This window comes from Ramlibacter henchirensis (assembly GCF_004682015.1).
In the GTDB taxonomy this organism is placed as follows: domain Bacteria; phylum Pseudomonadota; class Gammaproteobacteria; order Burkholderiales; family Burkholderiaceae_C; genus Ramlibacter; species Ramlibacter henchirensis.
The window spans coordinates 429,759-453,385 of sequence record NZ_SMLM01000001.1; the positions used below are offsets into that span (position 1 = coordinate 429,759).

The window sequence follows — 23,627 nt, forward strand, 5'->3', positions numbered from 1 at the left end:
CCTGGTTACCGCGAGGGTGCGCGCCCTTGCGGCGCAGGCAGCGCGCCGTAGACTGGCCCGATGACGCCCGCCCCCGTTGCCGCCGGCGACACCCTGTTCGACGAGTTGACTGGCCTGCTCACCGCGTTGCTGGGCGTCGAGATCGCGCTCGTCGCCAAGGTGGACCCCCAGGAGCCGGGCATGCTGCAGGTGCTGTCGATGCACCGGGACGGCGGGCACGTGCGGGGCCGCAGGTACCCGCTGCGCGGCGGCCCCTGCGAGTGGGTGCTCCACGAAGGCCAGCGGACGGTGGCCGAGCGCCTGCAGGAGCGCTATCCCGAGGACGACGGCGCCCGCGCGTTGTGCGTCGAAAGCTATTCCGGCCTGCGCATGATGAGCCGCGACGGCAGCCCGCTGGGCGTCGTGGCGGTGATGTCGCGGCGGCCGCTGCGGGATCCGGTGCAACTCGAAGCGACGCTGTCGGTGTTCGCCGGCCGCGCTGCCGCCGAGGTGGACCGCCTGCGCATCGAAGAGGCCATCGACCAGTCGCGCTCCAGTTACCGCGCGATCTTCGATGCGTCCGACAACGCCATCCTCATCCTGGACTGGGACACCGCCGCCATCCTCGACGTGAACCGCCAGGCGTGCGAGTCCTACGGCTACACGGCGCAAGAGATGCGCGGCTTCCGCGCGGGCGACCTCAGCGGTGGCGAGCCCTTCACCCGCGAGCAGGCGCGGCGCTATGTCGAGCTCGCGCGCGAGGGCCGCTGTCCCACGTTCGAGTGGCGGCGCCGCAGCAAGGACGGCCGCCTGTACTGGGACGAGGTGAACGTGCGGCCGGCGGTGCTGGGCGACCGGCGGGTCCTGCTGACCTTCGCGCGCGACATCACCGATCGCAAGAACGCCGTCGAGCAGCTCCAGCTGCGCGAGGAACAGTACCGCCAGATCTTCGAGGCCTCCTCGGATGCGCTCTTCCTGTGGGACGACACCATGCACGTGGTCGACGTGAACCCGGCGGGCCTGGCGATGTACCGCTTTTCGCGCGACGACATCGTCGGCCAGGGATATGCGCCGCAACTGCCCGAGGACTACGTTCGCGAGCGGCGCGCCATCGTCCGGCGCGCGCTCGCGGGCGAAAGCGTCGCGGTCGAGACGTTCTCCATCCGCCATGACGGCACCCGCTTCGAAGCGGAATTGCGCGCCATGCCCTTCAGCCACCGCGGCCGGCCGCATGCCTTGCTGGCGGTGCGCGACATCACCGCGCGGCGCGCCGCCGAAGCGGAGCGCCGCGCCCTCGAGGCGCAGCTGCGCCAGGCCCAGAAGATGGAGGCCGTGGGGCAGCTCACCGGCGGCATCGCGCACGATTTCAACAACATCCTCACCAGCGTGATCGGCTACGTGGTGCTCGGGCAGGAGCGCGCCGAACAGCTGGAGGATGCGACCCTGATGCGCCAGCTCGGGCAGGCGCACCTGGCCGCGCAGCGTGCGCGCGACCTGATCTCGCAGATGCTGGCGTTCGCCCGGCGCCAGAAGGGCGATCCGCGGCCCCTGGCGCTGACGCCGCTCACCCGCCAGACGCTGCGCCTGCTGCGCAGCACCTTGCCCACCACGATCACGCTGGACACGCGCTACGTCGAAGCGGAGCTCCCGGCCGACGAGCCCTGGGTGGTGGCCGATCCGGTCCAGCTGGAACAGATCCTCTTCAACCTCTGCATCAACGCTCGCGACGCGATGCAGGGCGTCGGGGGCATCGCGGTGCGCCTCGGGCGCCGCGACGCGCCCGACCTGAAATGCGCGTCCTGCCACGCTCCGGTCGATGGCGCGCGCTGGGTCGAGCTGAGCGTCTCCGATACCGGGACGGGCATCGAGCCCGAGCTGCTCGACCGCATCTTCGACCCGTTCTTCTCGACCAAGGCGCCGGGCCAGGGCTCCGGCATGGGGCTCGCGATGGTGCACGGCATCGTGCACGACCACGGCGGGCACATCCTGGTGGACACCGCCGCCGGCAAGGGATCGACCTTCAGCGTCCTGCTGCCGGCCGCCGACCCTCCCGGCGATGCTCCGCCAAGGGAGCGTCGCGCGCCGTCGCTCGTGCGCGGCGACCTGCCGGGCGCGCAGGTGCTCCTCGTCGAGGACGATCCGGTGGTCGGCGACTACCTCAACGAACACCTGAGCAGCTGGGGCCTGAATGTCACGCTGGTGCGGGATCCGGTCGCCGCGTTGCGCTGGCTGGCCTCGCCGCCGGTCGATCCGCAGCTCCTGCTGACCGACCTCACCATGCCGGGCATGACCGGCCTGCAGCTGGCGCGGGAAGCGCACCGCCTGCGGCCGGACCTTCCCGTGCTGCTGGTGACGGGGAATGCCGGCCTGGTGGCGGAAGACGAGCTGGCGGCAAGCGGCATCTCCTGCGCGCTGCGCAAGCCCGTCGATCCCGGCGTCCTCAGGGATTCGCTGATCTCGCTGCTGCATCCGCAGTGAGGCGGCCGCGCGGCCAGACCAGCGCCGCGGCCGCGAAGGCGAAGCCGATGTCGATCATCCAAAAGAGGCCGTCGCCGCCGCTGCGTCCGGCCAGCCACCCTCCGAGCCACACCCCCATGAAGGCTCCGGCCTGGTGCACCAGCATCACGCCGCCGAACAGGGCGCCCAGGCGATCCGTCCCGAAGCGGCGCGAGATGAGCGCAGTGGTGGGCGGCAGAGTGGCCATGTGGCTTGCGCCCATCACGAGGCCGAACAGCATCAGCCCTGCGACCGACGATGGCGACAGCACGAAGCCGACGATGCCGAGCGCGCGAATCGCATAGATGCCGGCCAGCAGGTGCCCGGGATCGGCCCGGCGCATCAGCAGCCCGACGCCGACGCTGCCCGCGATGTTGCCCGCGCCCGCCAGCGCCATCCAGGGACCGGCGAGGGCCGCGGGGAATCCGCAGCGTTCGATGGCGCCGGGCATGTGCGCCCCGAGGAAGGCGACGTGCAGCCCGCAGACGGCGAAGCTCAACGCGGCCTTCCAGAAGTCGCGGTCGCGCAGCGCGTCGGAGATGGAACCGCGTGCTTGCGCGGGGACTGCCCGGTCCCCACGCTCGCGCAGGCCAGTCGCAAGGGGCAGGCCGAGCAGGCTCAGGGCGGCGAGCGCCAGCAGCGCCGTGCGCCAGCCCGCGCCGTCGATCAGCCACTGCAGCAGCGGCCCGAGCAGCAGCTGGCCGAGCGACGCCCCGGCGCCGACGATGCCGATCGCGAGCCCTGCATGCGCCGGCGTCGCGGCGCGGCTGACCGGCCCCAGTAGCAATCCGTTGCTGCCCACTGCGCTGCCGGCGATCACCGAAGTGACCAGCGAAGCGAACAGCACGGGACCGGCCAGCGACGCGGTGGGCATCGCGGTGCTGGCGGCCAGCACGAGGCTGCCCAGCAGGATGACCCGCATCGGTCCGCTGCGGTCGGCCCACGCGCCGATCATCGCCTGGGAGAGGCCGAGCCCCAGTTGTCCCACCGCCATCGCGAGGCTGATCCATGCGAGGCCGAGCCCGGATGCGGTGTTGAGCGGCGACAGGAACAGCCCGAACACCTGCCGGCCGCCCTGCGCGAGTGCGGTCAGCGCGGCCGCCACGAGCGCGACACGCCAGGCGGCGGCGCTCATGGCGCCCACCGCGCATCGGAGCCGGACGACGCGGCTTTCGCATACGTCAGCGGCGCGAGCGCGGCCCCGGTTCGAGCGGCCTGTTCCGGCGTGGGCAGGCCGAACAGCACCTGGCGCAAGCGTGGTTCCATCTCACGGCGCACGCGCGGCGAGGCTTCGATCAGTTGCTGGTAGCGGACGGAGGCGCGGGCGTGGTCCATGAGGGCTCCTTCGAAGCCGCGCTGTGCGGCGTTGGAGCCAGTCTCGGAAACCCCGGTAACGCCAACGCTGCGCTCGCCCGCCTTCGTGTTGCTGCTTTGTGCTGGTGCACGCGGCGTGTTCCCGCCGTGTAACAGGAAGCGGCGGCGAGGGGCGCCTCCCTAAAATCGTCCGCATGACGCAGCTCACCCGTTTGCTGGTCGTGGACGACGATGTCTCGGTGCGCGGGATGCTGCGCGAGTACATGGACCGGCACGGCTTCGCGGTGAGCGAGGCCGCGTCGGGAACCGAGATGCGCGAGGCACTCGACCGCGAGCTGCCGGACATCGTGCTGCTGGACGTGAAGATGCCGGGCGAGGACGGCCTGTCGCTCGCGCGCTTCCTGCGCGAGCGCTACGACGTCGGCATCATCATGGTGACGGCGTCCAGCGACGTCGTTGACCGCGTGGTCGGGCTGGAAGTCGGCGCCGACGACTACGTCCCCAAGCCCTTCGATCCGCGCGAACTGCTCGCGCGCGTCAAGAGCGTGCTGCGGCGGATCCAGGCCAAGCCCGACACGGCGGCGGCGCCTGCGCCGAATGCGCCGGCGGCCGAGCCCGCGCGGCAGGCCGTCGGCCGCTGCATGCTCGACCTGGACGCGCGCCGCCTGTTCGACCAGGACGGGGGCGAGCTGCCGCTGACGGGGATGGAGTTCGACCTGCTCAAGGTGTTCCTGGCCAATGCCAACCGGGTGCTCTCGCGCGACCAGCTGCTGCTGAACACGCGCAACCGCGAATGGGAGCCGTTCGACCGCTCGATCGACATCCGCATCGCGCGGCTGCGCCGCAAGATCGAGCCGGATCCGGCCGGCGAGCCGCGTTTCATCCGCACGGTGCGCAACGCGGGCTACGTCTTCGTGCCTGACGGGCGCTGACCGGGACCGCGGCGAGCTGCTTCGCCTGCGGCCCCCATGCACCGGAACAACTCCGACCGTGATCACTGCACGGATTGCGGGAGAACGGCGCTTGCTCCAGCGCGTCGCGCGTAACTGAGCCTTCCGCACCGTACGATCCCGCGCTCAGGCACATCAGGGGACGGAGCGCGCATTGGACGTGGACGACTGCTACCGGGAACTCGGCGTCGCGCCGGGGTCGAGCGACGCCGAGGTGAAGGCCGCCTGGCGCCGCCTGGCCGCGCGCTGGCACCCTGACCGCAACGACAGCCCCGATGCGCTCCGCAAGATCCAGCGCATCAACCGGGCGCTGGAGGAGATCCGCCGGTCCAAGCAGGCGGCCACGGAGGAAGAAGACGAGCAGCCCGCCCCGCAGCACGAGGCGCCCGTGGAGCACACGGTCGACCTGTCGCTGGAGGAGGTGGCCGGCGGCTGCGTGCGTGAGCTGCGGGGCGAGGTGGTCGACGAGTGCGCCGACTGCGCAGGCACGGGCCTGCAACCCCATCCCACGGCCTGCCCCGAATGCGATGGAACGGGGCGCGTGCGGCAGGCTCTCTGGTTCGCCTGGATGTCGCCGACCACCGAATGCGGCGCCTGCCGCGGGCTCGGGAGCACGCGCCAGGGCTGCAGGGCCTGCGACGCGAGCGGCAAGGCGCCCGCGAGGAAGTACCGCTGCCGCGTCGAGCTGCCGCCGGGCCTGCGGGGCGGCAGCGTGCTCAACGTGTCGGCCCGGGTGCAGGGCAGGGGACAGCAGGGGCGGCCTCTGCCGCTGCGCGTGCACGTGCAGTTGAAGGCGCACGAGTTCTTCCACGTCCAGCCCGACGGGACGCTGACGTGCGAGCTGCCCGTCGATGGCTTCGCCTGGATCGCCGGCCGCTGGATCGACGTGCCGACGCCGCGAGGGCTGCAGCAGATGCGGCTGCGGCGGGGAACCCTGAACTACCGCATCAAAGGGGCCGGGCTGCCCTGGCAGGACGCGGCGGAATGTGGGGATTGCATCGTCACCGTCGTCCCGCTGTTCCCGCAGGAGTTCAGTCCGCAGCAGGAGGCCGCCATCGACCGCCTGGTGGCCGGCAACACCGGGGCGGCCGGCACGGAAGCGGGCGATCGCATGGCCGCCTGGAAGCGTCGATTGACGAGCTGGCGGGCCAGGATCGGCGGCGCGACGGCGCAGCCTTGACCGTCGGTCATCGGCCGCCGGGCGCGACCCCGCGCCGGCGTCGCCGGTAGCAGAATCGCTGCGCGCTCCGGCGATGGACTTGTCCAGCTGCCTGCGGGCGCTGGACCGCCCCAGAAAGGAGTGGAACCATGTTCCGTCGCGCCCTGATCTCCAGCGCCGTGGTGCTCGCCGCCTGCGGCACCCCGCCTGCGCCGCCGACGCAGGCGACCGTCGACGCGCATGTCGCACGAGCCCGCGAGCTGGCGGGCACCGACCTGCAGTTCCTGATGCCCGTGTGCCAGCCGCAGCCCGCGCAGCGCGCCGCACCGGGCGACCCGGCCATCGAGCAGATGCTGCAGCGCCAGATCGCCCGGCCCGCGCCGGAGCCGGCCCAGGTGTTCGACAACCTCTACTACGTGGGATCGGCCTGGGTCAGTGCGTGGGTGATCAAGACCAGCCAGGGGCTGATCCTGATCGACGCCTTGAACAACGCGCTCGAAGCCGGCGGCCTGATCGAGAACGGGATGCGCAAGCTCGGGCTGGACCCGGCGCAGATCAAGTACCTGGTGGTCACCCACGGACACGGCGACCACTACGGCGGCGCGAACATGCTGGTGGAGAAATACAAGATGCGCGTCGTCGCCAGCGCGCTCGACTGGCAGATGATGGAAACCCAGCTGGAATTCGATTCGCCGCAGTGGGGACGACCCCCCAAGCGCGACATGGCGGTCAACGACGGCGACAAGCTCACGCTGGGAGACACCACCATCACGTTCTACGTCACGCCGGGGCATACGCTCGGAACGCTGTCTCCCATGATCGAGGCGAAGGCGGGAGGCCGCACCCACAAGGCCTTGATGTGGGGCGGCACGTCGTTCAACTTCGGCAAGGACTTCGGCCGGCTCGACTCGTACATCGCCCAGACCGAACGCATGCGCGGTGTCGTGAAGCGCGAGCCGGTCGACACCTTCCTGAGCAACCACCCGGGCTGGGATGGAACGGTCGAGAACCTCGCCGCGATCCGGAAGGACCCGAGCGGCCGCAATCCCTATGTGCGCGGGCCCGAGGCCGTCGACCGCGCGCTGCGCACGCTCGGGGAATGCGCGCGGGCGCAGCGGGTGCGGTTCATGCTGGCGTGAGGTCCAGCACGATCGGCTGAGATCAGCCGCTCTTCTTCGCTGCGGAGCGCTCCTGCGGCTGCTGCTCGCCGCTCTTGGCCTGCTTGCTCTGGTTGATGGCCTGGCGCGCTGCCTCGGCGCGTTGCTGCTGGACCGGCTGCTGCCGTTTGCTGTTGTCGCCGTAGCGCGTGCGTTTGCTCATGCGAGGGATCCTTGTCGGTTGGAAAGCGATCGATGCTAGGCCGCGCGCCTGCGCGGGCTAGCTGGGCAATCAACTGTTTCCAGGCCCCCCGGCCCGGGCTACGTATGCTCACCACATGAGCCTTTCCCCCGACATCGTTCGCGCGTTCGCGCCCACCGGCCGCCTGCGCGCTTCCATCAATACCGGCAACCCCATCCTCGCCGCGGCAGATGCCGCAAATGGAGCCAGGGGTGTGTCGGTGGACCTGGCCCGCGGCTTCGCCACGATGCTCGGTGTCGAGCTGGAACTGGTCGTGTTCGAGACAGCCGGCAAGTCGGTGGATGCCGTGACGCAGGAGCAGGCGGACATCGGCTTCTTCGCCATCGACCCGAAGCGCGGCGAAGGCATCCGCTTCACTGCGCCCTATGTGCTGATCGAGGGCTGCTATGCGGTGCGCGAGGACTCGCCACTGACATCGAACGAGGAGGTGGACCGGCCCGGCACCACCGTGGTTGTCGGCAAGGGCAGTGCGTACGACCTGTTCCTCTCGCGCGAGTTGAAGCAGGCGACGATCCTGCACGCACCCAGTTCGCCTGCGGTGGTCGAGCAGTTCCTGCAGCAGGGCGCGGATGTCGCAGCGGGCGTGAAGCAGCAGCTCGAGGCGGACGCGCTCCGTCTGGGCGGCATGCGCCTGCTGCCCGGCCGCTTCATGGTGATCCAGCAGGCGATGGGCTGCCCCCGCAGCCGCGGCGAGGCCGCCGCCGCGGTGCTCGCCGCCTATGTGGAAGAGGCCAAGGCCGGCGGCGAAGTCGCAGCCGCCTTGCAACGGCACGGGATCACGGGCGCGGCCGTGGCACCCGCGGCACGCTGAGGGCCGACAACGCGAAGGCCAGCCTCGCCCCCACCTCGGCGTTGTGCTTCACCAGCGCGATGTTCGTGGCGAGGCTGCGCCCTCCCGTCAGCGACTTGATGCGCGACAGCACGAACGGCGTCACAGCCTTTCCCGTGATGCCCTGCGCGCTGGCTTCATCCAGCGCTTGCTGCGTCAACGCATCGATCTCTTGCGCGGGCATGGCCGCTTCTTCGGGAACCGGCACGCTGATCACCACGCCGCCCGCCAGGCCCAGGTCCCATTTGCTGCGGATGAAGCGCGCCTGCTCCGCTGCGTCATCGATCCGGTAGTCCGCAGGGTGGCCGCTGTCGCGCGTGTAGAACGCCGCGAAGTTGTCCTGCCCGCAACCGAGGACCGGCACGCCGTGCGTTTCGAGATATTCGAGCGTCAGGCCGATGTCCAGGATCGACTTGGCGCCCGCGCAGACGACCGCCACCGACGTCCTGGCCAGCTCCTGCAGGTCCGCCGAGATGTCGAAGGTCTGCTGCGCGCCGCGGTGCACTCCGCCGATCCCGCCGGTGACGAAGACCTCGATGCCGGCAAGCGCTGCGCAGATCATCGTGCCGGCGACTGTGGTGGCGCCAAGTGCGCCGCTGGCGAGCACGGCCGGCAGGTCGCGCCGGCTGACCTTCGCTGCCCGGCCCGAGCGGCCCAGCAGCTCCAGCTCCTCGTCGGACAGGCCGATGCGGATGCGCCCGCCGATGACGGCGATGGTGGCCGGCTCCGCGCCCATCCCGCGGATCAGCGCCTCCACCTCGCGCGCGGTGCGTACGTTCTCCGGGTACGGCATGCCGTGCGCGATGATGGTCGATTCCAGCGCCACGAGCGGCCGGCCCTCGGCCTGTGCGGCAGCGACAGGCGCGCTGCGGACCAACCAGGATTCGGCGAGGGGAGAGGTCATTTATCGGGGGCACCCGGGCGCGGAAGAATGCATCCGGCCGGCACCGTCACCTTACCCCCAGAGCGACCTGGCCAGCAGCATGCCGGCGAATCCCGCCGGCATCGACAGCACGGTCGACAGGCCGATCACCTGCCCCAGCTGCGAACCGGCATACGCATTGTGGATGTGGCCCAGTGCGGCGAGGAGGCCGTAGGTGGCGCCCAGCGTGAGGAAGAGGAAGCCCAGGAAATCGGCGTGGATGACGCCGGCGGCCACGCCTCCGAGGAAGCCACCCAAGCCCATCACGAACGACGGGTGCCCCACTGGCTTTCGATGAACCATGTCAATGACGCTTCCAAGCGCTCAAGTCTTCACCAGTTTGCGGGCGGGCGTGGGTGTGGAAAGGGCATTTGTGATCTGTCACATCCGGATTCCTGGGAAGGCTCCCCTGAAATGGGTAGTCGTTTCGGGCTAACTCGTTTTCCTGCTTCGTGCGGCCGAGCCTGCACCGCTGCGCGAGATGGCCATGCACGACTGCGCGTGCATGGCCAGGCCGCGGTGCAACGGTGCGGCCGACGCCGGCGGGGCGTTCAGCGATCCGATTCGGCAAGGATCATGCCGCTCCTGCGCGGCTGCATGGCCGCGATGTAGGACGACCCGCTGTCTTCACCGGTGAACGCCTTCACTTCGCCGCGGGAGGCGAGGTACTCGTCCCGGACCTGCGCGCGGGTGAGGCTGCTCTTGAACGGTGCGCGGTTCATCTCCATCGGGCCCCCTTCGCCATGGGCCATCCGGATCTGCTCGGCCTTGCCCAGGACCTCGGCCCGCACTTCCGCGCGGCTCTTGGTGCTGACGAAGGGCGTCGGGTCGATCGTGATGTCGTCGGCATACGCGACGCTGCTCATTGCGGCGAGCGCGAGTGCGGCGGCGGCGGTGCCGGTGAAGATCAGGCTGGATTGGACATTGCGGTTCATGAAGTTCTCCTTCGAGCGGCGGGCTGTATCCCGGACGGTGGCGGGCCGCTCAATGCCCGCCTGTCCTGCCTTGGTGTGCATCACCGAGGGCGGCGAAGTATGGAAGTCCCCTTCCGATCCGCAATGCCACCGATGTCCAACCAGATGGCAGGCCTGCATCGTCGAAGGTTTAGCGGGCGGGAAATCTTGCAAGCTGCGCCCGCGATCGGCCGGCGGTTTAGTGCGGCGACTAAACCGGTTCAGCTGATCGGGCCGAACGTTTAGTTGTCATCCGGTGCGCGATGCCTATAGTGGTCGTGGCCCCTGACGGGCCCGAGGCTCGCGATGCACATCCTGATCGTCGACGACCATCCGCTCTTTCGTGAAGGGCTGAAGACGCTCCTCACGGCACTGGAGCCGGGTGTCCGCATCTCGGACGCGGGCAGCGTGGCCGAAGCGGTCGCGGTGCCGCCCGAGGATTCGCCCGAGCTGATCCTGCTCGACATGAACCTCCCGGGGACGAGCCGGCTGGAAGCATTGCGGCAGGTCAAGGCCGCGCACGAGGGCGCATCGGTGGTGGTGGTCTCCGGCGACGAGGATCCGCTGCTGATTCGCAGCGCCGTCGATGCGGGTGCGGCCGGCTACATCCCGAAGACCACCGATGCTTCGCTGACCATCCAGGCGCTGCGACTGGTGCTCGCGAACGGCATCTATCTCCCGCGTGCCGCATTGACGGCGGCAGGTCCCGCCGCTGCTCCCGCGCAGCCGTCGAAGACTGGAGGCGCCCCCGAGTTCAGCGGCCGCCAGCTCGCCGTGCTGAAGTGCCTCTTGCAGGGCAAGGCGAACAAGGTGATCGCGCGCGAGCTCAGCATCGCGGAGGGCACGGTGAAGGCCCACCTGTGGTCGATCTACCAGGCGCTGGGCGTCAACTCGCGGGCACAGGCCATGTACCGCGTGCATGAGCTGCACATCTTCGACGGCGTGCCGGCCTGAGCCTGCCATGGAACCCCGCCCCGCCACCGAACGCATCGGTCCCGAGCTCGCCCAGGAGCTGATCGAGCTGTTCGCGCGCGAGGCGCGGCGCGTTCCCGTACCGGTGTTCCTGTCCTCCCTGCTGCTCGCTTCCATCGCCTGGAACCAGCTCGGCGGCTCGCTTCCGTGGGTCTGGCTCGCGGCGGTGGCGATCGTGCTGGCCCTGCGCTGGAAGGTACTGGGCGGCCTGCCCTCGTCTTCGCTGGGACTGCACGACAAGCTGCGCATCGCGGTCCTGATGAGCGCGCTCAACGGAGTGGTGCAGGGCACATCGATCGGTTTCGGCGTGGCGCTCGACACGCCCGAGCGTGCGGTGCAGTCGATTCTCCTGCTGACCCTGTGCGCCGGTTCGGTCGCGACCACGGGCGGATACCGGCCGGTGTTCGTGGCGTTCGTCGCGCCGACCCTCCTGCTGCTGAGCGTCATGTGGGCCGTCGGCGCGCCGGGCGCCTCGCACCCGTGGGTCGAATACTTCATCGCCTCGCTGGTGCTCGTGTACGGCATGCTGATGCTCCAGCTGGCCAACGACACGTTCCGCCTGCTGAAGGAATCGTTCCACATCCGCCAGGAGCAGGTGGTGCTCAACCGCCAGCTTCGCGCGGCGCTCGACGACGCCGAAGCGGCCAATCGCGCGAAGACGCGCTTCCTCGCCTCCGCCAGCCATGACCTGCGGCAGCCGATGCATACGCTGTCGCTGTTCGGCGCGGCATTGACGATGCGGCCGCTGGACGAAGCGACGCGGCAGATCGCGATCCACATGGACACCGCGCTGCAGGCGCTCAGCGCGCAGATCGACGCGCTGCTCGACGTGTCCAAGCTGGATGCGGGCGTGGTGCCGGTCAACCGCACGACCTTCTCGCTCTCCACGTTCCTGGCGCACCTGCACACCGAATACGTGGAGATGGCCGGCGCGAAACGGCTGGCCCTCAAGATGCACTGTCCGCCCGATGCCACGTGCTGCACCGACGAAGTCCTGTTCGCCCGCATCGTGCGCAACCTCGTGGAGAACGCGATCAAGTACACGCCGGCAGGCGAAGTGGGGGTTCGCGTCTCGGGCGGGGACGCCGAGCACCTGGTGATCACCGTGGAGGACACGGGCATCGGCATCCCCGAGGCCGAGCATCAACGCGTGTTCGAGGAGTTCTACCAGCTGCACAACCCGGAGCGGGATCGCTCCCGCGGGCTCGGGCTGGGGCTTTCGATCGTCCGCCGCCTGGCGGAGCTGCTGGACCTCACCATCGACCTGCGCTCGTCTCCCGGGATCGGGACGCGGTTCGACATCGAGGTCCCCAGGGGACGGCCCGCGGTCGCAGTCTCACCGGATCCGGGCCCGGCGGACGCATCGCATCCCGACTCGTCGCTGGCCGGCACGCAGGTGCTGGTGCTGGACGACGAAGAGGCCGTGCGGCAGGGCATGGAAACCTTGCTGCAGGCCTATGGCTGCGACGTGCGGCTGGCCGGATGCATCGAGGAAGCCGTCACCCAGTGCCGGTCCATGCGGCCCGACATCCTGCTGGTCGACCTGAGGCTCAGGGGGGAGGAGAGCGGGATCACGGCCATCGAGCAGCTGCGCTCGTTGCACCCCGGGGTGCCGGCCATCCTGATCAGCGGGGATACCGCTCCCGACCGCATCAAGGATGCGCACGAGGAGGGCATCGCGCTGCTGCACAAACCCGTGTCGCCGCAGGCGCTGCACCAGGCGATCACGCGCGAAGTCAAACCAAGGAGCAGACCCGATGAGCGACCCATCATCGCCCGCCAGGAAGGGCACGCCTGAAGAGCGGGCGACGCGCTGGCTGGCGCAAGGTTTCGAGACGCTGGTCGCTTCGCTGGAGGGCGATCCGCAGCGCACGGCGCAGGGCATCGACTTCGATGTCGTGGTCGTGGGCACCGGTTATGGCGGCGCGGTGGCCGCCGCGGAGCTTGCGAAGACGCGCGGGAGCAGGCGCATCTGCGTGCTGGAGCGCGGCAACGAGCACCTGCCCGGCTCGTTCCCTTCCCGCATGGCCGATCTGCCGGGACACGTGCGCTTCTCGAAGAAGGACACGCGGCACGCGCGCGGCCGGCGCGACGGCCTCTTCGACGTGCGCATCGGCGAGGACCTCTGCGCCGTGGTCGGCAACGGCCTGGGCGGCGGTTCCTTGATCAATGCCGGTGTGATGGCGCTGCCGGACAAGGGTGTCTTCGGCTCCGCGCACTGGCCCGCGGCGTTCCACCGGGAGCAGACCGTCGAGGCGCTGTTCGAGCTCGCAGGCGCACTCAAGGATCGCCTCGGCGCGACGCGCACGGTGCAGTCGGTCGACTTCCCCGAGCCGCGCAAGTTCCAGGCGCTGGGCAGCTTCCACGGCGGCGTGAAGGTGGAGCCGCTGCCGATCACGGTGGCGCTGACCGGGGCGAACGAAAAGGATTTCAAGACCCGCGCGGGGGTGCGGGTCGATGCGTGCGTGCGCTGCGGCAACTGTGCGACCGGCTGCAACTACAACGCCAAGGTCTCGCTGGACGTGACGCTGCTGGCGGAAGCCAGGCAGCACGGCGCCGAGCTGTTCACCGGCGCGACGGTCCTCAAGATCGAGAAGGCCCTCGACGCGGGAGGCAAAACCGTGTGGCACCTGCATGTGGTCCACACCGACGAGCCGCTGCGGCGCAGGCATGGCACACCGACGGTCATTCGGGCGCGCCGCGTCGTGCTCGCGGCCGGCACCTTCGGCTCGACCGAGATCCTGCTTCGCTCGCAAGGCGCGGGGCTGCGGCTCTCGCACAAGCTCGGGCACCAGGTGTCGGCCAACGGCGACCTGATCGCGGCCGCCTACGCCGGCAAAGAGGAAGCCAACTGCGCCGCCGACGAAGACGTGGACCCGAGGGGGGTCGCGGACGCGAAGCGCGTCGGCCCGACCATCACCGGCATGCTCGACCTGCGCGCCACCGACGGCATGCTGATCCAGGACCTCGCGGTGCCCGGCCCGCTGCGCTCCTTGCTCGAGCAGAGCGTGACCACGGCTTCCGCGATCCACATGCTGGGCGAAGCGGACGAGCGGCCGCACGGTGCCGAAACGCAGGATGTCTGCGCGGTCGACGATGCGGCGATCCGCAACACGCTGATGGTGGCCATCATCGGCCACGACAGCGCGGACGGCGTGATGAAGCTCAATGCCAGCGGTGCGTGGGACGACGGCGACGGCGCCGCGACGATCCAGTGGCCGACGCTCAGGGACTACCCGCCGCTGCAGGCGCGGCATCGCCGTTTCGAAGAGCTGTTGCGCGCATCCGGCGCCCGCGCGCTGCCCAACCCGATGTGGCAGCTGATGCCCGAGAAGCTGACCGAACTGCTGGGCGGCGAGACCGGCCCGCTGCTGACGGTGCATCCGCTCGGTGGTTGTCCGATGGGGGACGACGCTGCTTCCGGCGTCGTCGACGAATGGGGCCGCGTCTTCGACGCGGCGCCGCGGAAGGATCTGAAGGAGCAGAAGGAGCAAATGGAGGAGGCCGCCCTGCACGAGGGGCTGGTGGTCCTCGACGGCTCCATCATTCCCGCGTCGCTGGGCATCAACCCGGCATTGACCATCGCCGGCGTGGCGCTGCGAGCGGTCGGGCAACTGCGAACGCAGTGGGGTTACACGGAGGGCGCCCCCCGACTCGAGATCGGCAGCCGGCCGTGGTTCAAGACGCCTGGAATGGTGGAGCCGTCGAAGGACACCCTGATCGAAGTGCTCGAACGCCTGTCGGGCCCCGTGCCGATCCGGGGGATCGATGGCCCCGGCAGCGCGGCCGCGCACGTCGAACTGACAATGCGCTTCGACCCGATCGCCACCCGGGACCTGGCGTCAGGAACTGCGGCCGCCACGCTGCGACTGCAGCCGGCCCACGGCCGCCTGCGCATCTTCGCGGAGCCGCCGCCGGAGGACACGGAGCCGGCGGACGAGGCCGCGCTCCTGGTCGCGACGGTGAAGGGCTCCCTGCGGGCGTTCAGCCACAAGCAGACCTCGCCCGCGGCGAGGCGCTGGCAAGGGCTGTGGGCCTGGTTCCGCAACCGCGGTCTTCGCGACTCCGTGCTGTGGGTCATCGATCGATGGAAGGGCAAGGCCCCGGAGAACGACAAGGGGTTCCTGCAGGAGGCGATGGAGCGCGGCAGGAGCCTGTGGGCGCTGAGCTCGCGCGCCGGTGGCACCCGCCTGCTCGAATACGACCTCGTGGTCGAGAGCGTCCTGGCTTCGAAGCTGCCGGCCTATATCCAGCGATCGATCGAGGGCGCGGCCATCCAGGGACGCAAGGAACTGACCTACTCGCGGCGCGCGAATCCCTGGCGGCAGTTGTCGCAGGTGTCGCTGACGGCGTTCCCGCGTGCTCGCAAGGCGGGCGCCGTCCTCGAGCTGGACACCGGCTACCTGGCGCGCCAGAAAACCCCTCTGTTCAGGATCGTGCAGCAGCAGGACCACGTGAAGGCGCTGGTCGATGTCGCGGCGCTCGGCCTTTATCTCACCCGGATGCTGATCCAGATCCACGCGTGGAGCTTCAGGTTGCCGGACGAACCGCAGCCGCGCGACATCCAGCGGCTCCCGGGCTACGTGCCGGGTCTTCCGCCGCCGCAGGTCCACGAGTTCCCGGTCAGCCGACCGCGCAACGGCAAGCCCGTGATGGTGCGGCTGACGCACTACCCGTACTCGCAATCGAGGCGGGCACGCGCGATGCGGGCCAACCCCGCCGCGCAGGAGGCGATCCTGACGCCGATCCTGCTCATCCACGGCTACAGCGCGAGCGGCACGACATTCGCGCACCACTCGGTGCGGCCCAACGTGGCCTCGTCGCTCTGGGACCGCGGCCGCGACGTCTGGATCGCCGACCTGCGCACCAGCGCGGGCATGCCGCATGCGAGGGAGCCGTGGGCTTTCGAGCAGGTCGGGTACGCGGACATTCCGGTCGCGGTGCACAAGGTCTGCGCGATGACCGGCGTCCCGAAGATCGACGTGTTCGCGCACTGCATGGGCTCGGCGATGCTGGGCATGGCGCTCCTGGGGACCGAGTCCGATCGAGAGCGCTTCCTGCCGCTGCGGCGCGACCTGCCGAACCGGATCCGGCGCCTGGTGATGTCGCAGGTGGCGCCCGCGGTGGTGTTCACGCCGGCCAATACGTTCCGGGCGTATGCCATGCAGTACCTGCGGCATTTCCTGCCGCTGCACGACTACGAGTTCCGGCCCGCCGGCAGGCATTCGCACAAGGACCGGCTGATCGATCGCTTCCTGGCCACCTTGCCCTACCCGGAAGAGGAGTTCGACCGCGAGAACCCGTTCTGGCCGCCCTGGCGCCGCACGCCGTGGGTCGGCACGCGACACCGCATGGACGCGCTCTACGGCCGCGATTTCAACGTCAACAACCTGTCGTCGCGGATGCTGGAGTACATCGACGATCACTTCGGCCCGCTGAGCATCGAAACCGTGTCGCAGGCGGTGCACTTCGCGCGCCTGCGTGCGATCACCACGAGGAAGGGCTTCAACGACTTCGTCCGGCCGGACCGCCTGCGCGAGAAGCTGCGCTTCCCCATCATGCATGTGCACGGCCGCCAGAACGGCCTGGCGTCGAACCGCACGCCGGCGCATTTCCGCAAGGTGCTGACGGACAGCGACGCGCGTTTCGAGAGCGACCGCGCCTTCCTGCCGAAGCTCTACGACGCAGGGCACCAGGACCTGCTGATCGGCGCGCCCGCCGAGGCGATGTTCAGGGACATGAACGCGTACCTCGAGGCGCCCTTCGCTCCCGTCGTCCCGGAGCAGACGGGCATCAGGATCACCTTTTCGGCCTGCATCCCGGCCTTCGGGGTGCGTGCGCCGCAACCGCTTGCAGGCAGCGATCGTTGCTCGCTCGGTGACGAGGGGGCGAGTGGCGCTCCGGTGGCCGCTCTGCTGATCCCCGTCGCGCAGCATGAGGGCGGCTATCTGCCGCTCGACGACAACGGGCGGCCGGTGAAGGCGGCGGAAGATGAACTGGTCCGGCTCGTGGCTTGGAGGGCGCTCAAGCCGGTGTCGCCGGAGGAACTGGCGACGCGCTACACCTTCGAGCTCGATGGCTACGCGCTGCCGCAGGGCGCATGCGGGGTCCTCGTGCTCGTGCTCTACAACATGTCGGCGGCGCTGCAGCCCGGCGTCGATCGCTTCAACTCCGACCTGGCCGGCCGGGTCGCCGAGAAGGCGAAGGGCAAGGGCGGCCACGGACTCGCGAGCCTCGCGGCGATGGCCGCCGATCCCAAGGGCGTGACCCTGCCCGGCATCGAGGCCTCGGCGGACCTGGCCGGCAGGATCGCGCGGGAGATGGCGAAGTCCGTGCGGCGCACGCTCGAGGGCGCCGCGAGCGTCGAGCTCGGGCTGGGCATCCTGAACCTGCAACGGCGCGAAGCGCTGCAGGCGCCGTCCTCCACGAGATGCTTCGCGCTGGCCAGCTGCCAGTATCCCGGCGACATCCTGGATCGAACACCTCCCCGTACGCCGGAGGATGCACCGGCAGGCCCCAGCGACGCTTCGTATCTGCGGCTGCTGGCCTTGCTCGAAGGCAGGCGGGCAGGAAAGGCGCCGCTGCCGATCCCCGAATTCCTCGTGCTGACCGGTGACCAGATCTACGCCGATGCGACGGCGGGTCTCTTCGACGCACGGCGCCTCGACGATCGCTACCGCATCTCCTACGAGGCGTTCTTCGGGGCGCGCGGTCCGAGGGCGGTGCTGTCGCGCCTTCCGGCGGTGATGCAGCCCGATGACCACGAGATCGGCGACAACTGGGAGCCCGACCCGGACGGCGCGTTCGAACGGCAGGAAACGGAGCGCCTGAGACAGAAGGGCATCCGCGAGTTCCTTCGCAACCAGTGGGACGAGGATTGCGACGGCGGTGCGACCGTCAAGCTGTGGCGCCAGGCGCCCGCCGGCGGATTCGAATTCTTCTGGTCGGATGCGAGGACGGCGCGCACTCCGCGCACCGCGGCGACGGTGGGCAGCGCGAGCATGCTGGGCGAGGAGCAGACCGCCGCGCTCGACAAGTGGCTGGCCGACAGGAGCGTCGAGGGCCCGCGCTTCTTCGTCTCCGCGCCGATGGTGCTTCCGCGCCATCTGCAGACCCGCGGGGCCGCCACTGCGTCGGCCATCCGTTCGGACGCGTGGGATGGTTTCCCGGCCTCGCTGCACCGGCTGCTGGCCAGGGTGTACGAGCGCGGCACCGGCGACGTCGTGTTCCTGTCGGGGGATGCGCATGTCTCGAACGTCGCCCGCATCGAGATCAGCAAGGTGGGCGCGCCGGGCGTGGTGGTCGCGCATTCGATCCACAGCTCGGCGCTGTATGCGCCGTATCCGTTCGCGAACGGGATCGAAGAGCACTTCGCCGGCAACGAGGTGTTCGAGTTCTCGCACGAGGGAGCGGCCTACCGCTGCAGTGTCGAGACCTCGTTCCCGTCCGTCGGGGACGGGTTCGCGGTGCTGACCGTGGCGACCGAGGGGGCCGGGTGGGCGGTGAACGTGCGCTTCGACCGCGCGGAGGGCACGCCCTTCGATGCGGTGAACAGCTTCGATTTCCGCATCGGCGGTGCGGCGGTGCCCGCGCCGGCGCCGAGCGAAGTTCGCGAGGGCGTGGTCCCGGCCTAGAGGACCTCGTGGACCGAGTAGATCGGGCCGGCCGCCTCGCGCCGGCCCGTGCCCACCGCGATCACTCGATTGAGCCACTGCAGCCGCGGCGCACTCGTCTCGAAGCTCGGCACGATGCGGAAGTAGTAGCTGCGCGGATCCACCGATTCGCCCGCGGCGAGCCGGGCCATCACTTCCGCGGGACCGTGTCGCAGGCCGCGATAGGCCATGTGGACCAGTTCGCCCTGGTCGGTGCGCAGCTGCAGGCGCGCGTCGAGCGCGAGCACGCCGTCGGAGCGCAGCAGGATCCAGTCGCCCCCTGCCGAGCCGAGCACTTCGCCCTTGAGGCGCTCGCCCTCGAACACGCCGCCTGCGACCGTGGAGACCCGGCGGCGCCCGGCGGGCGTGTCGCCCAGGTCCACGATCTCGGGGACCGAAAGGCGCAGGTCGAACAGGGGTCGCGTTTCGATGTTCAAGGCATCCCTCCTTCGGCGATGGGCCGCGGCCGACTACTGTAGCCGGGGCGCGAATGGATGACCTGCTCGCCGCTTGCCGGCGCGGCAGGCCCGTCGTCGCCGGCGCCAGGTCCTTTCTCCGGTGGCGCGGCCAGGATGGCCGGCGGCCCGGAGACTGGCTCCTGCGCCAGCAGGAGCCAGGCCGTGATGGCCGTGTCCATTCCCGGCGGAGATCAGTCCGGCCGGATCGCGCGCGCCTTGATCACGGCGCCGTAGCGGTCGCTGTCGGCGGTCATCGAAGCGCGGAACTCCGCCGGCGTGCCGGACGCGGGTTCGGCGCCGATGGCGCGGATCTGCTGCGCGACCTGCGGGGTGGCCAGGATCTTGTTGACCTCGGCATTGAGCCGGTCGACGATCTCCGGCGGCGTGCCGGCGGGGGCGAAGAGGCCATGCGTGGTGCCGGCGTCGAAGCCCTTCAGGCCCAGTTCGTCCATCGTGGGCGTCTCGGGGAACTGGCTGGAGCGCTTCTTCCCCGCCGTCGCCAGCAGGCGCAGCTTGCCGCTCTTGATGTGCGTGACCGAGGCTCCGGAATCGAACGAGTAGTTCACGTTGCCGGCCAGCAGGTCCTGCAGCGCCGGCGTGGTGCCGCGGTAGGGGATGTGCACGGTGTGCAGGCCCGCCATCGCCTTCATCATCTCGCCCGCGATGTGGGGCGAGGTGCCGTTGCCCGCGCTCGAATAGCTCAGCTTGCCGGGGTTGGCCTTCGCGTACTTCACGAACTCGGGGAAGCTGGCGTACGGCTGGTCATTGCGCGTCACGAGGAAGATGTCGATGCGCCCGATGCCCGCGACCGGCACGAAGTCCTTGAAGGGATCGAAGTTCATCTTCGGCATCATGTGCGGCACCATCGTGAACGAGCTGCCCGCCGAGACCAGCAGCGTGTAGCCGTCCGGCGCCGACTTGGCCACCGCCTCGGCGCCGATCAGGCCGCTGGCGCCCGCGCGGTTGTCGATCACCACGGGCTGGCCGAGGGCCTGCGACAGCGGCGTGCCGATCGCGCGCGCCACCACGTCGGGCGAGCTGCCCGGCGGGAAGTTGACGATCAGGCGGATCGGCTTGGCTGGCCACGCTTGCGCCATCGCGGTCGCGGGCGCGAGGGCTGCGAACGAAGCGGCGCAGGCCAGCGCGGCCGCCTGCAGCGTGAAGCGGCGGCGGGACCCAGCCTGCCGCGGAGTGGTTTCGAAAGACATGGAACTGCTCCTCATGGAATGGTTGGACGAAGAGAAGCCGCCGGTGAGAGCGGCGCAAGAACATTTGGCGGAATGCCGCAAGACCCCGTTCGCCTACGAAGCGATGCCGATGCTCGCCGCCACGGATTTCCATGGCGCGACGTCGGCGTACTTGCTGCGCATGTCGAACAGGTTGGCTTCGTGCGGACCGATGGCGCGGTCGCCGACGCAGTCTTCGACGACCACGGGGCGGAACCCCCACGACATCGCGTCCACCACGCTGGCGCGCACGCACCCGCTGGTGGTGCACCCGGCCACGAGGAGGGTGCGAACGCCGCGTGCGGTGAGCCAGGGCGCCAGCTGCGTGCCGAAGAACGCCGACGGCGCGGTCTTGCGCACGACGAGTTCGCCGGCGCGCGGCGCGAGCTGCGGCACGAACTGGCTGGCCGCGGCATCCTCGTGCAGCACGCGCATGCCGGGGATCTTTTCGCTGAACACGTTGTGGTCGCTCGCGTCGTCCGCGTACACGATGCGGCTGTGAGCCACCGGCCAGCCCTGCGATCGCGCGGCGGCCAGCAGCGCAACGCTGGCTTCGATCGCCTGCGGGATGTTGCCGCCGCCCAGTTGCGCCGGATCCGCGAAGCCCTGGACGAAATCGACCAGGAGCAGCCCGTAGGGCGGCTGCCGTCCGATCGAGCCGCCGAGGCCCTGGCGCGCGTAGACCTCCACGTCCTTGTCGCGCGCGCTCATGCGGCTGCTCCCTGCACCAGCAGTTCGTCGCAGACCCGGCCTTCGCGGACCACGACCAGGTCGTCCAGCATCACCGTGCACTTGCGCATCGGAATGTCGATGTGGCAGGCCGTCGTGCGGCTGCCGCCCACCTCGTTGTTCGGCCCCATGGACCAGAGGAAATTGCCGTCGAAAGCGCGCGCATCCATGCCGATGCTCGCCTCGCGGTCGTAAAGGCCCAGCGTGCTCCAGCGGGCGCGCTTCTGCAGGCCCCATCCGATATGCGAGAGCGCATAGGCCTCCGGGTCGCCGAAGGACTCGACGTAGTCGCGCAGCAGTTCGGCATCCAGCCCGCCCTCGATCGAGCGCACGTAGCCGGCTTCGACGCGCAGCTTCACCGGCTCCTGGACGTAGCACTTCTGCGGCAGCAGGATGTCGCCGCGATCGAGCACCACCGTCCCGTGGCTGCCGCCCTCGTCCGGCCAGGTCAGGATGAACCCGCTCGGCCAGTGGTCCCAGCGGCCCGGCTGGTCGACCAGGCCGTACTCCTGGACGACCGGGTACTGGCCCACCGCGCAGGTGAGGTCGGTTCCGGCGGCCGACCGGATGCGCATCGTCCGCTTGCCCTCGAACAGCCGCGCCGCGGCCGCGACGCGCTCCTTGTCGGCGCGCGTGGGCACCATGCGCACCAGCACCTCGGGAGGTTCGACGGCCAGCAGGATGCGGGTGCCGGACGACAGGATGTCGTGCTGCTCGGGCGAGAACAGCAGCGTCATCAGGTCCAGCACGTAGTCGCTCGCCTTCAACGCCGCGATCGCAGGGCGGTTGCCGGTCAGGGGCGTCGTGCCCAGGTAGGCGAGCGGGTCGCGGCTGAGGGATTTCTCCGCGTTGACCGCGGACAGGTCCAGGCGGCTCACGCAGGCGCCGCGCGCGCTCGCGGCCGCAACGGCACAACGCAGCGTCTGCGGGTGCGTGGCGTCGCTGGTGAGCACCGTCACCATCTGGCCTTCCTTGAGGCCGGACAGCGACAGCACCTGCTCCCAGGCGCGGATCAGGTCGGAATCACTGACGGCCATGGCCGGCTCCTTCGAAGATGCAGCCCAGGTGCTCGCCGAGCAGGCGGAAGAAACCTTCCTCGTCGTCCCAGGGGATCATGTGGCCCGCGTTCGCGGCGGTGGATTGCTCCAGCCCCGGCGCGAGCCTGGCGATCTCCGCCAGGTCGTCCGGCAGGATCACTCCGCCGCGGCCGGCGGCCATCAGCAGGCCCGGCACCCGCAGCCGGGGCAGGTCGGCGTGGATGTCGTCCTCGTGGAAGCCGTGGTACGCCTGCACCACCGCGGCCTCGTCGCAGGTGTGCAGCCACTCGGCGCGCAGGCGCAGTTGCTCCTCGCTCCAGGTGGGCGAGAAGCGGCGCAGCCCTTCGGCATCGGTGCCCTGGCAGGCCAGGCGGATGGAATCGACGTACCAGGACAGCGGCGCCGGATAGGCGCGGCGTCCCGGTCCGGTCACGGGCGGGTCCACCAGCAGCAGGTGGCCGAACCGCTCGGGGTTGCGAGCCGCCGCGCGGATCGCGACGCGGGCGCCCATGGAATGACCCAGCACGATGGCTTCGCGCCACTGCAGCACTTCGAGCAGGGCGGTCACGTCGGCGGCCATGCTGTCCAGGCCGGCATCGAGGCCGGCGCGGCTTTCGGAAAGGCCGCGGCCGCGGAAGTCGAGCACGTGCACGTCGTAGTGCTGCGCCAGGCGCTCCGCCACGAAGCCCCAGGTGATCGCCGGGCTGGTGATGCCGGGCAGTACCAGCAGCCGCTTGCCCTCGCCGCCGTAGCGCAGCAGGTGCAGGCGCACGCCGTTGGCGCGCACGTTGTAGCCGTGGCAGTAGCGGCTCATGACGCGAGCGCCTCCGTGCGGGCGTAGGCGCCGGAGAGCAGCGCACCGGCGTTCGGCACCAGGGGCTTCAGGCCGAGCGAAGTGAGCATGCTGTGCACCGTGCACACCGCGGCCGAGACGACCGGCAGGCCGATGCGGTCCTGCACCGGCTGGATCGAGGCCAGCGAAGGCATCTGCACGCAGGCCGACAGCACCACGGCGTCGCAGTTGGCGGTGTTCAGCTTCTTCGACAGCTCGATCGGCGCGCGCGGGTCGCGGGCGCCGACCGCCAGGTTGTCCTGGATCTCCAGCGACACCGCGTCCTGCACCTCGAACCCCTCATGCTCGATGTAGTCGACGACCAGCGCGGTCAGCGGCTTCATGTACGGCGTGAGGACGGCGATCTTGCGCGCGCCCAGCGTCTTCAGGCCGTCGATCAGCGCGCCGGCGCTGGTGACCACCGGAGCCGGGGCGCCGTTCTCCAGCGTGAGGGCGTGCAGGCGCTGCTCGGACTGGCGGTGGTAGCCCCGGCCCATGCTCATGATCGCCACCAGGCAGGCGTAGCCCAGGACGTCCACGCGCGCGTCGGACAGCTCGAGCGCGCAGCGGCCGGAGTCGCCGTCCATCCTGGCCAGCTCCTCCTTCGTCACGTGCTTCATGCGCATGCGCGAGGAATGGAAGGTGAAGCGCTCGGCTTCCACCGCCTCGCGGGCGCGCAGCATGGTCGGGATCTCCGTCTCCATGGTGGTGTTGGAGCTGGGCACGATCTGCCCGATGCGGAAGGTCTTCATCGCGGTGC

At 70.1% G+C, this 23,627-nt stretch carries 20 protein-coding genes; 8 read left to right on the plus strand and 12 right to left on the minus strand.

Going from position 1 to position 23,627, the window contains the following annotated elements; translation table 11 throughout:
• Nucleotides 1-60 precede the first annotated feature (60 nt).
• Entirely contained in the window at nt 61-2,457 is a 2,397-nt protein-coding gene (locus tag EZ313_RS02200; protein WP_135261587.1) for a PAS domain-containing hybrid sensor histidine kinase/response regulator, read from the plus strand.
• Here the strand turns inward: EZ313_RS02200 and EZ313_RS02205 are convergent.
• Both EZ313_RS02205 and EZ313_RS02210 read right to left on the minus strand, forming a co-directional pair.
• A complete protein-coding gene (locus tag EZ313_RS02205) occupies nt 2,420-3,610 on the minus strand; it encodes an MFS transporter (protein ID WP_135261588.1) in 1,191 nt (396 codons plus the stop codon). The genes EZ313_RS02200 and EZ313_RS02205 overlap by 38 nt on opposite strands.
• Nucleotides 3,607-3,810, minus strand: coding sequence for a hypothetical protein (locus EZ313_RS02210; RefSeq protein WP_135261589.1), 204 nt, complete (start codon nt 3,808-3,810; stop codon nt 3,607-3,609). Before EZ313_RS02210 ends, EZ313_RS02205 begins: the two co-directional genes overlap by 4 nt.
• A 173-nt stretch (nt 3,811-3,983) precedes the next feature.
• On the opposite strand from EZ313_RS02210, the gene EZ313_RS02215 reads away from it, so the two are divergent.
• The 3 genes from EZ313_RS02215 (at nt 3,984) to EZ313_RS02225 (ending at nt 7,037) form a co-directional block, all read left to right on the plus strand.
• Nucleotides 3,984-4,721: a response regulator gene (locus EZ313_RS02215; protein ID WP_135261590.1), complete on the plus strand. Its 738-nt coding sequence runs from the start codon at nt 3,984-3,986 to the stop codon at nt 4,719-4,721.
• A gap of 178 nt (nt 4,722-4,899) precedes the next feature.
• Nucleotides 4,900-5,919: a DnaJ C-terminal domain-containing protein gene (locus tag EZ313_RS02220; RefSeq protein ID WP_240788608.1), complete on the plus strand. Its 1,020-nt coding sequence runs from the start codon at nt 4,900-4,902 to the stop codon at nt 5,917-5,919.
• A gap of 128 nt (nt 5,920-6,047) precedes the next feature.
• On the plus strand, nt 6,048-7,037 hold the full coding sequence (locus EZ313_RS02225; RefSeq protein WP_135261592.1) for an MBL fold metallo-hydrolase: 990 nt from the start codon (nt 6,048-6,050) through the stop codon (nt 7,035-7,037).
• A gap of 22 nt (nt 7,038-7,059) precedes the next feature.
• On the opposite strand, the gene EZ313_RS23150 is transcribed toward EZ313_RS02225, so the two are convergent.
• Complete coding sequence (locus tag EZ313_RS23150; protein ID WP_167772469.1) at nt 7,060-7,218, minus strand: hypothetical protein; 159 nt, start codon at nt 7,216-7,218, stop codon at nt 7,060-7,062.
• A 115-nt stretch (nt 7,219-7,333) separates the two neighbouring features.
• On the opposite strand from EZ313_RS23150, the gene EZ313_RS02230 reads away from it, so the two are divergent.
• Nucleotides 7,334-8,068, plus strand: a complete 735-nt coding sequence (locus tag EZ313_RS02230; RefSeq protein ID WP_135261593.1) for an ABC transporter substrate-binding protein — start codon at nt 7,334-7,336, stop codon at nt 8,066-8,068.
• On the opposite strand, the gene EZ313_RS02235 is transcribed toward EZ313_RS02230, so the two are convergent.
• From EZ313_RS02235 to EZ313_RS02245, 3 genes are all read right to left on the minus strand, one after another.
• Nucleotides 8,034-8,990 carry a pseudouridine-5'-phosphate glycosidase gene (locus tag EZ313_RS02235; protein ID WP_135261594.1) on the minus strand — a complete coding sequence of 319 codons (957 nt, stop codon included), beginning with the start codon at nt 8,988-8,990 and terminating at the stop codon, nt 8,034-8,036. The genes EZ313_RS02230 and EZ313_RS02235 overlap by 35 nt on opposite strands.
• A 51-nt stretch (nt 8,991-9,041) precedes the next feature.
• Nucleotides 9,042-9,293 (minus strand): hypothetical protein, encoded by a 252-nt coding sequence (locus tag EZ313_RS02240; protein WP_135261595.1) that lies wholly within the window; start codon nt 9,291-9,293, stop codon nt 9,042-9,044.
• Nucleotides 9,294-9,559: 266 nt separating this feature from the next.
• Nucleotides 9,560-9,943 carry a hypothetical protein gene (locus EZ313_RS02245; RefSeq protein ID WP_167772471.1) on the minus strand — a complete coding sequence of 128 codons (384 nt, stop codon included), beginning with the start codon at nt 9,941-9,943 and terminating at the stop codon, nt 9,560-9,562.
• Nucleotides 9,944-10,267: 324 nt separating this feature from the next.
• Here EZ313_RS02245 and EZ313_RS02250 point away from each other — a divergent pair, with 324 nt between their 5' ends.
• The 3 genes from EZ313_RS02250 to EZ313_RS02260 are packed head-to-tail and all read left to right on the plus strand — an operon-like array spanning nt 10,268 to nt 18,567.
• Nucleotides 10,268-10,915 (plus strand): response regulator, encoded by a 648-nt coding sequence (locus EZ313_RS02250; RefSeq protein ID WP_135261597.1) that lies wholly within the window; start codon nt 10,268-10,270, stop codon nt 10,913-10,915.
• Between the two features lie 7 nt (nt 10,916-10,922).
• Nucleotides 10,923-12,731, plus strand: a complete 1,809-nt coding sequence (locus EZ313_RS02255) for an ATP-binding response regulator (protein WP_167772472.1) — start codon at nt 10,923-10,925, stop codon at nt 12,729-12,731.
• Nucleotides 12,691-18,567, plus strand: coding sequence for an alpha/beta fold hydrolase (locus EZ313_RS02260; protein ID WP_167772473.1), 5,877 nt, complete (start codon nt 12,691-12,693; stop codon nt 18,565-18,567). Before EZ313_RS02255 ends, EZ313_RS02260 begins: the two co-directional genes overlap by 41 nt.
• Here EZ313_RS02260 and EZ313_RS02265 read toward each other — a convergent pair.
• The 6 genes from EZ313_RS02265 to EZ313_RS02290 all read right to left on the minus strand — a co-directional run bounded on the left by EZ313_RS02265 (nt 18,564) and on the right by EZ313_RS02290 (nt 23,619).
• Entirely contained in the window at nt 18,564-19,022 is a 459-nt protein-coding gene (locus tag EZ313_RS02265) for a DUF3237 domain-containing protein (protein WP_135261601.1), read from the minus strand. The two genes, EZ313_RS02260 and EZ313_RS02265, sit on opposite strands and share 4 nt — an antisense overlap.
• A 212-nt stretch (nt 19,023-19,234) precedes the next feature.
• Nucleotides 19,235-20,251 carry a Bug family tripartite tricarboxylate transporter substrate binding protein gene (locus EZ313_RS02270; protein ID WP_135261602.1) on the minus strand — a complete coding sequence of 339 codons (1,017 nt, stop codon included), beginning with the start codon at nt 20,249-20,251 and terminating at the stop codon, nt 19,235-19,237.
• 93 nt (nt 20,252-20,344) lie between these two features.
• Nucleotides 20,345-20,980 carry an isochorismatase family protein gene (locus EZ313_RS02275; protein ID WP_135261603.1) on the minus strand — a complete coding sequence of 212 codons (636 nt, stop codon included), beginning with the start codon at nt 20,978-20,980 and terminating at the stop codon, nt 20,345-20,347.
• Nucleotides 20,977-22,035: a 2,5-dihydroxypyridine 5,6-dioxygenase NicX family protein gene (locus tag EZ313_RS02280; protein ID WP_135261604.1), complete on the minus strand. Its 1,059-nt coding sequence runs from the start codon at nt 22,033-22,035 to the stop codon at nt 20,977-20,979. The genes EZ313_RS02275 and EZ313_RS02280 overlap by 4 nt, the downstream gene beginning before the upstream one ends.
• Nucleotides 22,022-22,849, minus strand: coding sequence for an alpha/beta fold hydrolase (locus tag EZ313_RS02285; protein ID WP_135261605.1), 828 nt, complete (start codon nt 22,847-22,849; stop codon nt 22,022-22,024). The genes EZ313_RS02280 and EZ313_RS02285 overlap by 14 nt, the downstream gene beginning before the upstream one ends.
• The gene (locus EZ313_RS02290) at nt 22,846-23,619 is read right to left on the minus strand and encodes a maleate cis-trans isomerase family protein (protein ID WP_135261606.1); all 774 of its coding nucleotides are present in this window, start codon (nt 23,617-23,619) and stop codon (nt 22,846-22,848) included. The genes EZ313_RS02285 and EZ313_RS02290 overlap by 4 nt, the downstream gene beginning before the upstream one ends.
• Nucleotides 23,620-23,627 lie beyond the last annotated feature (8 nt).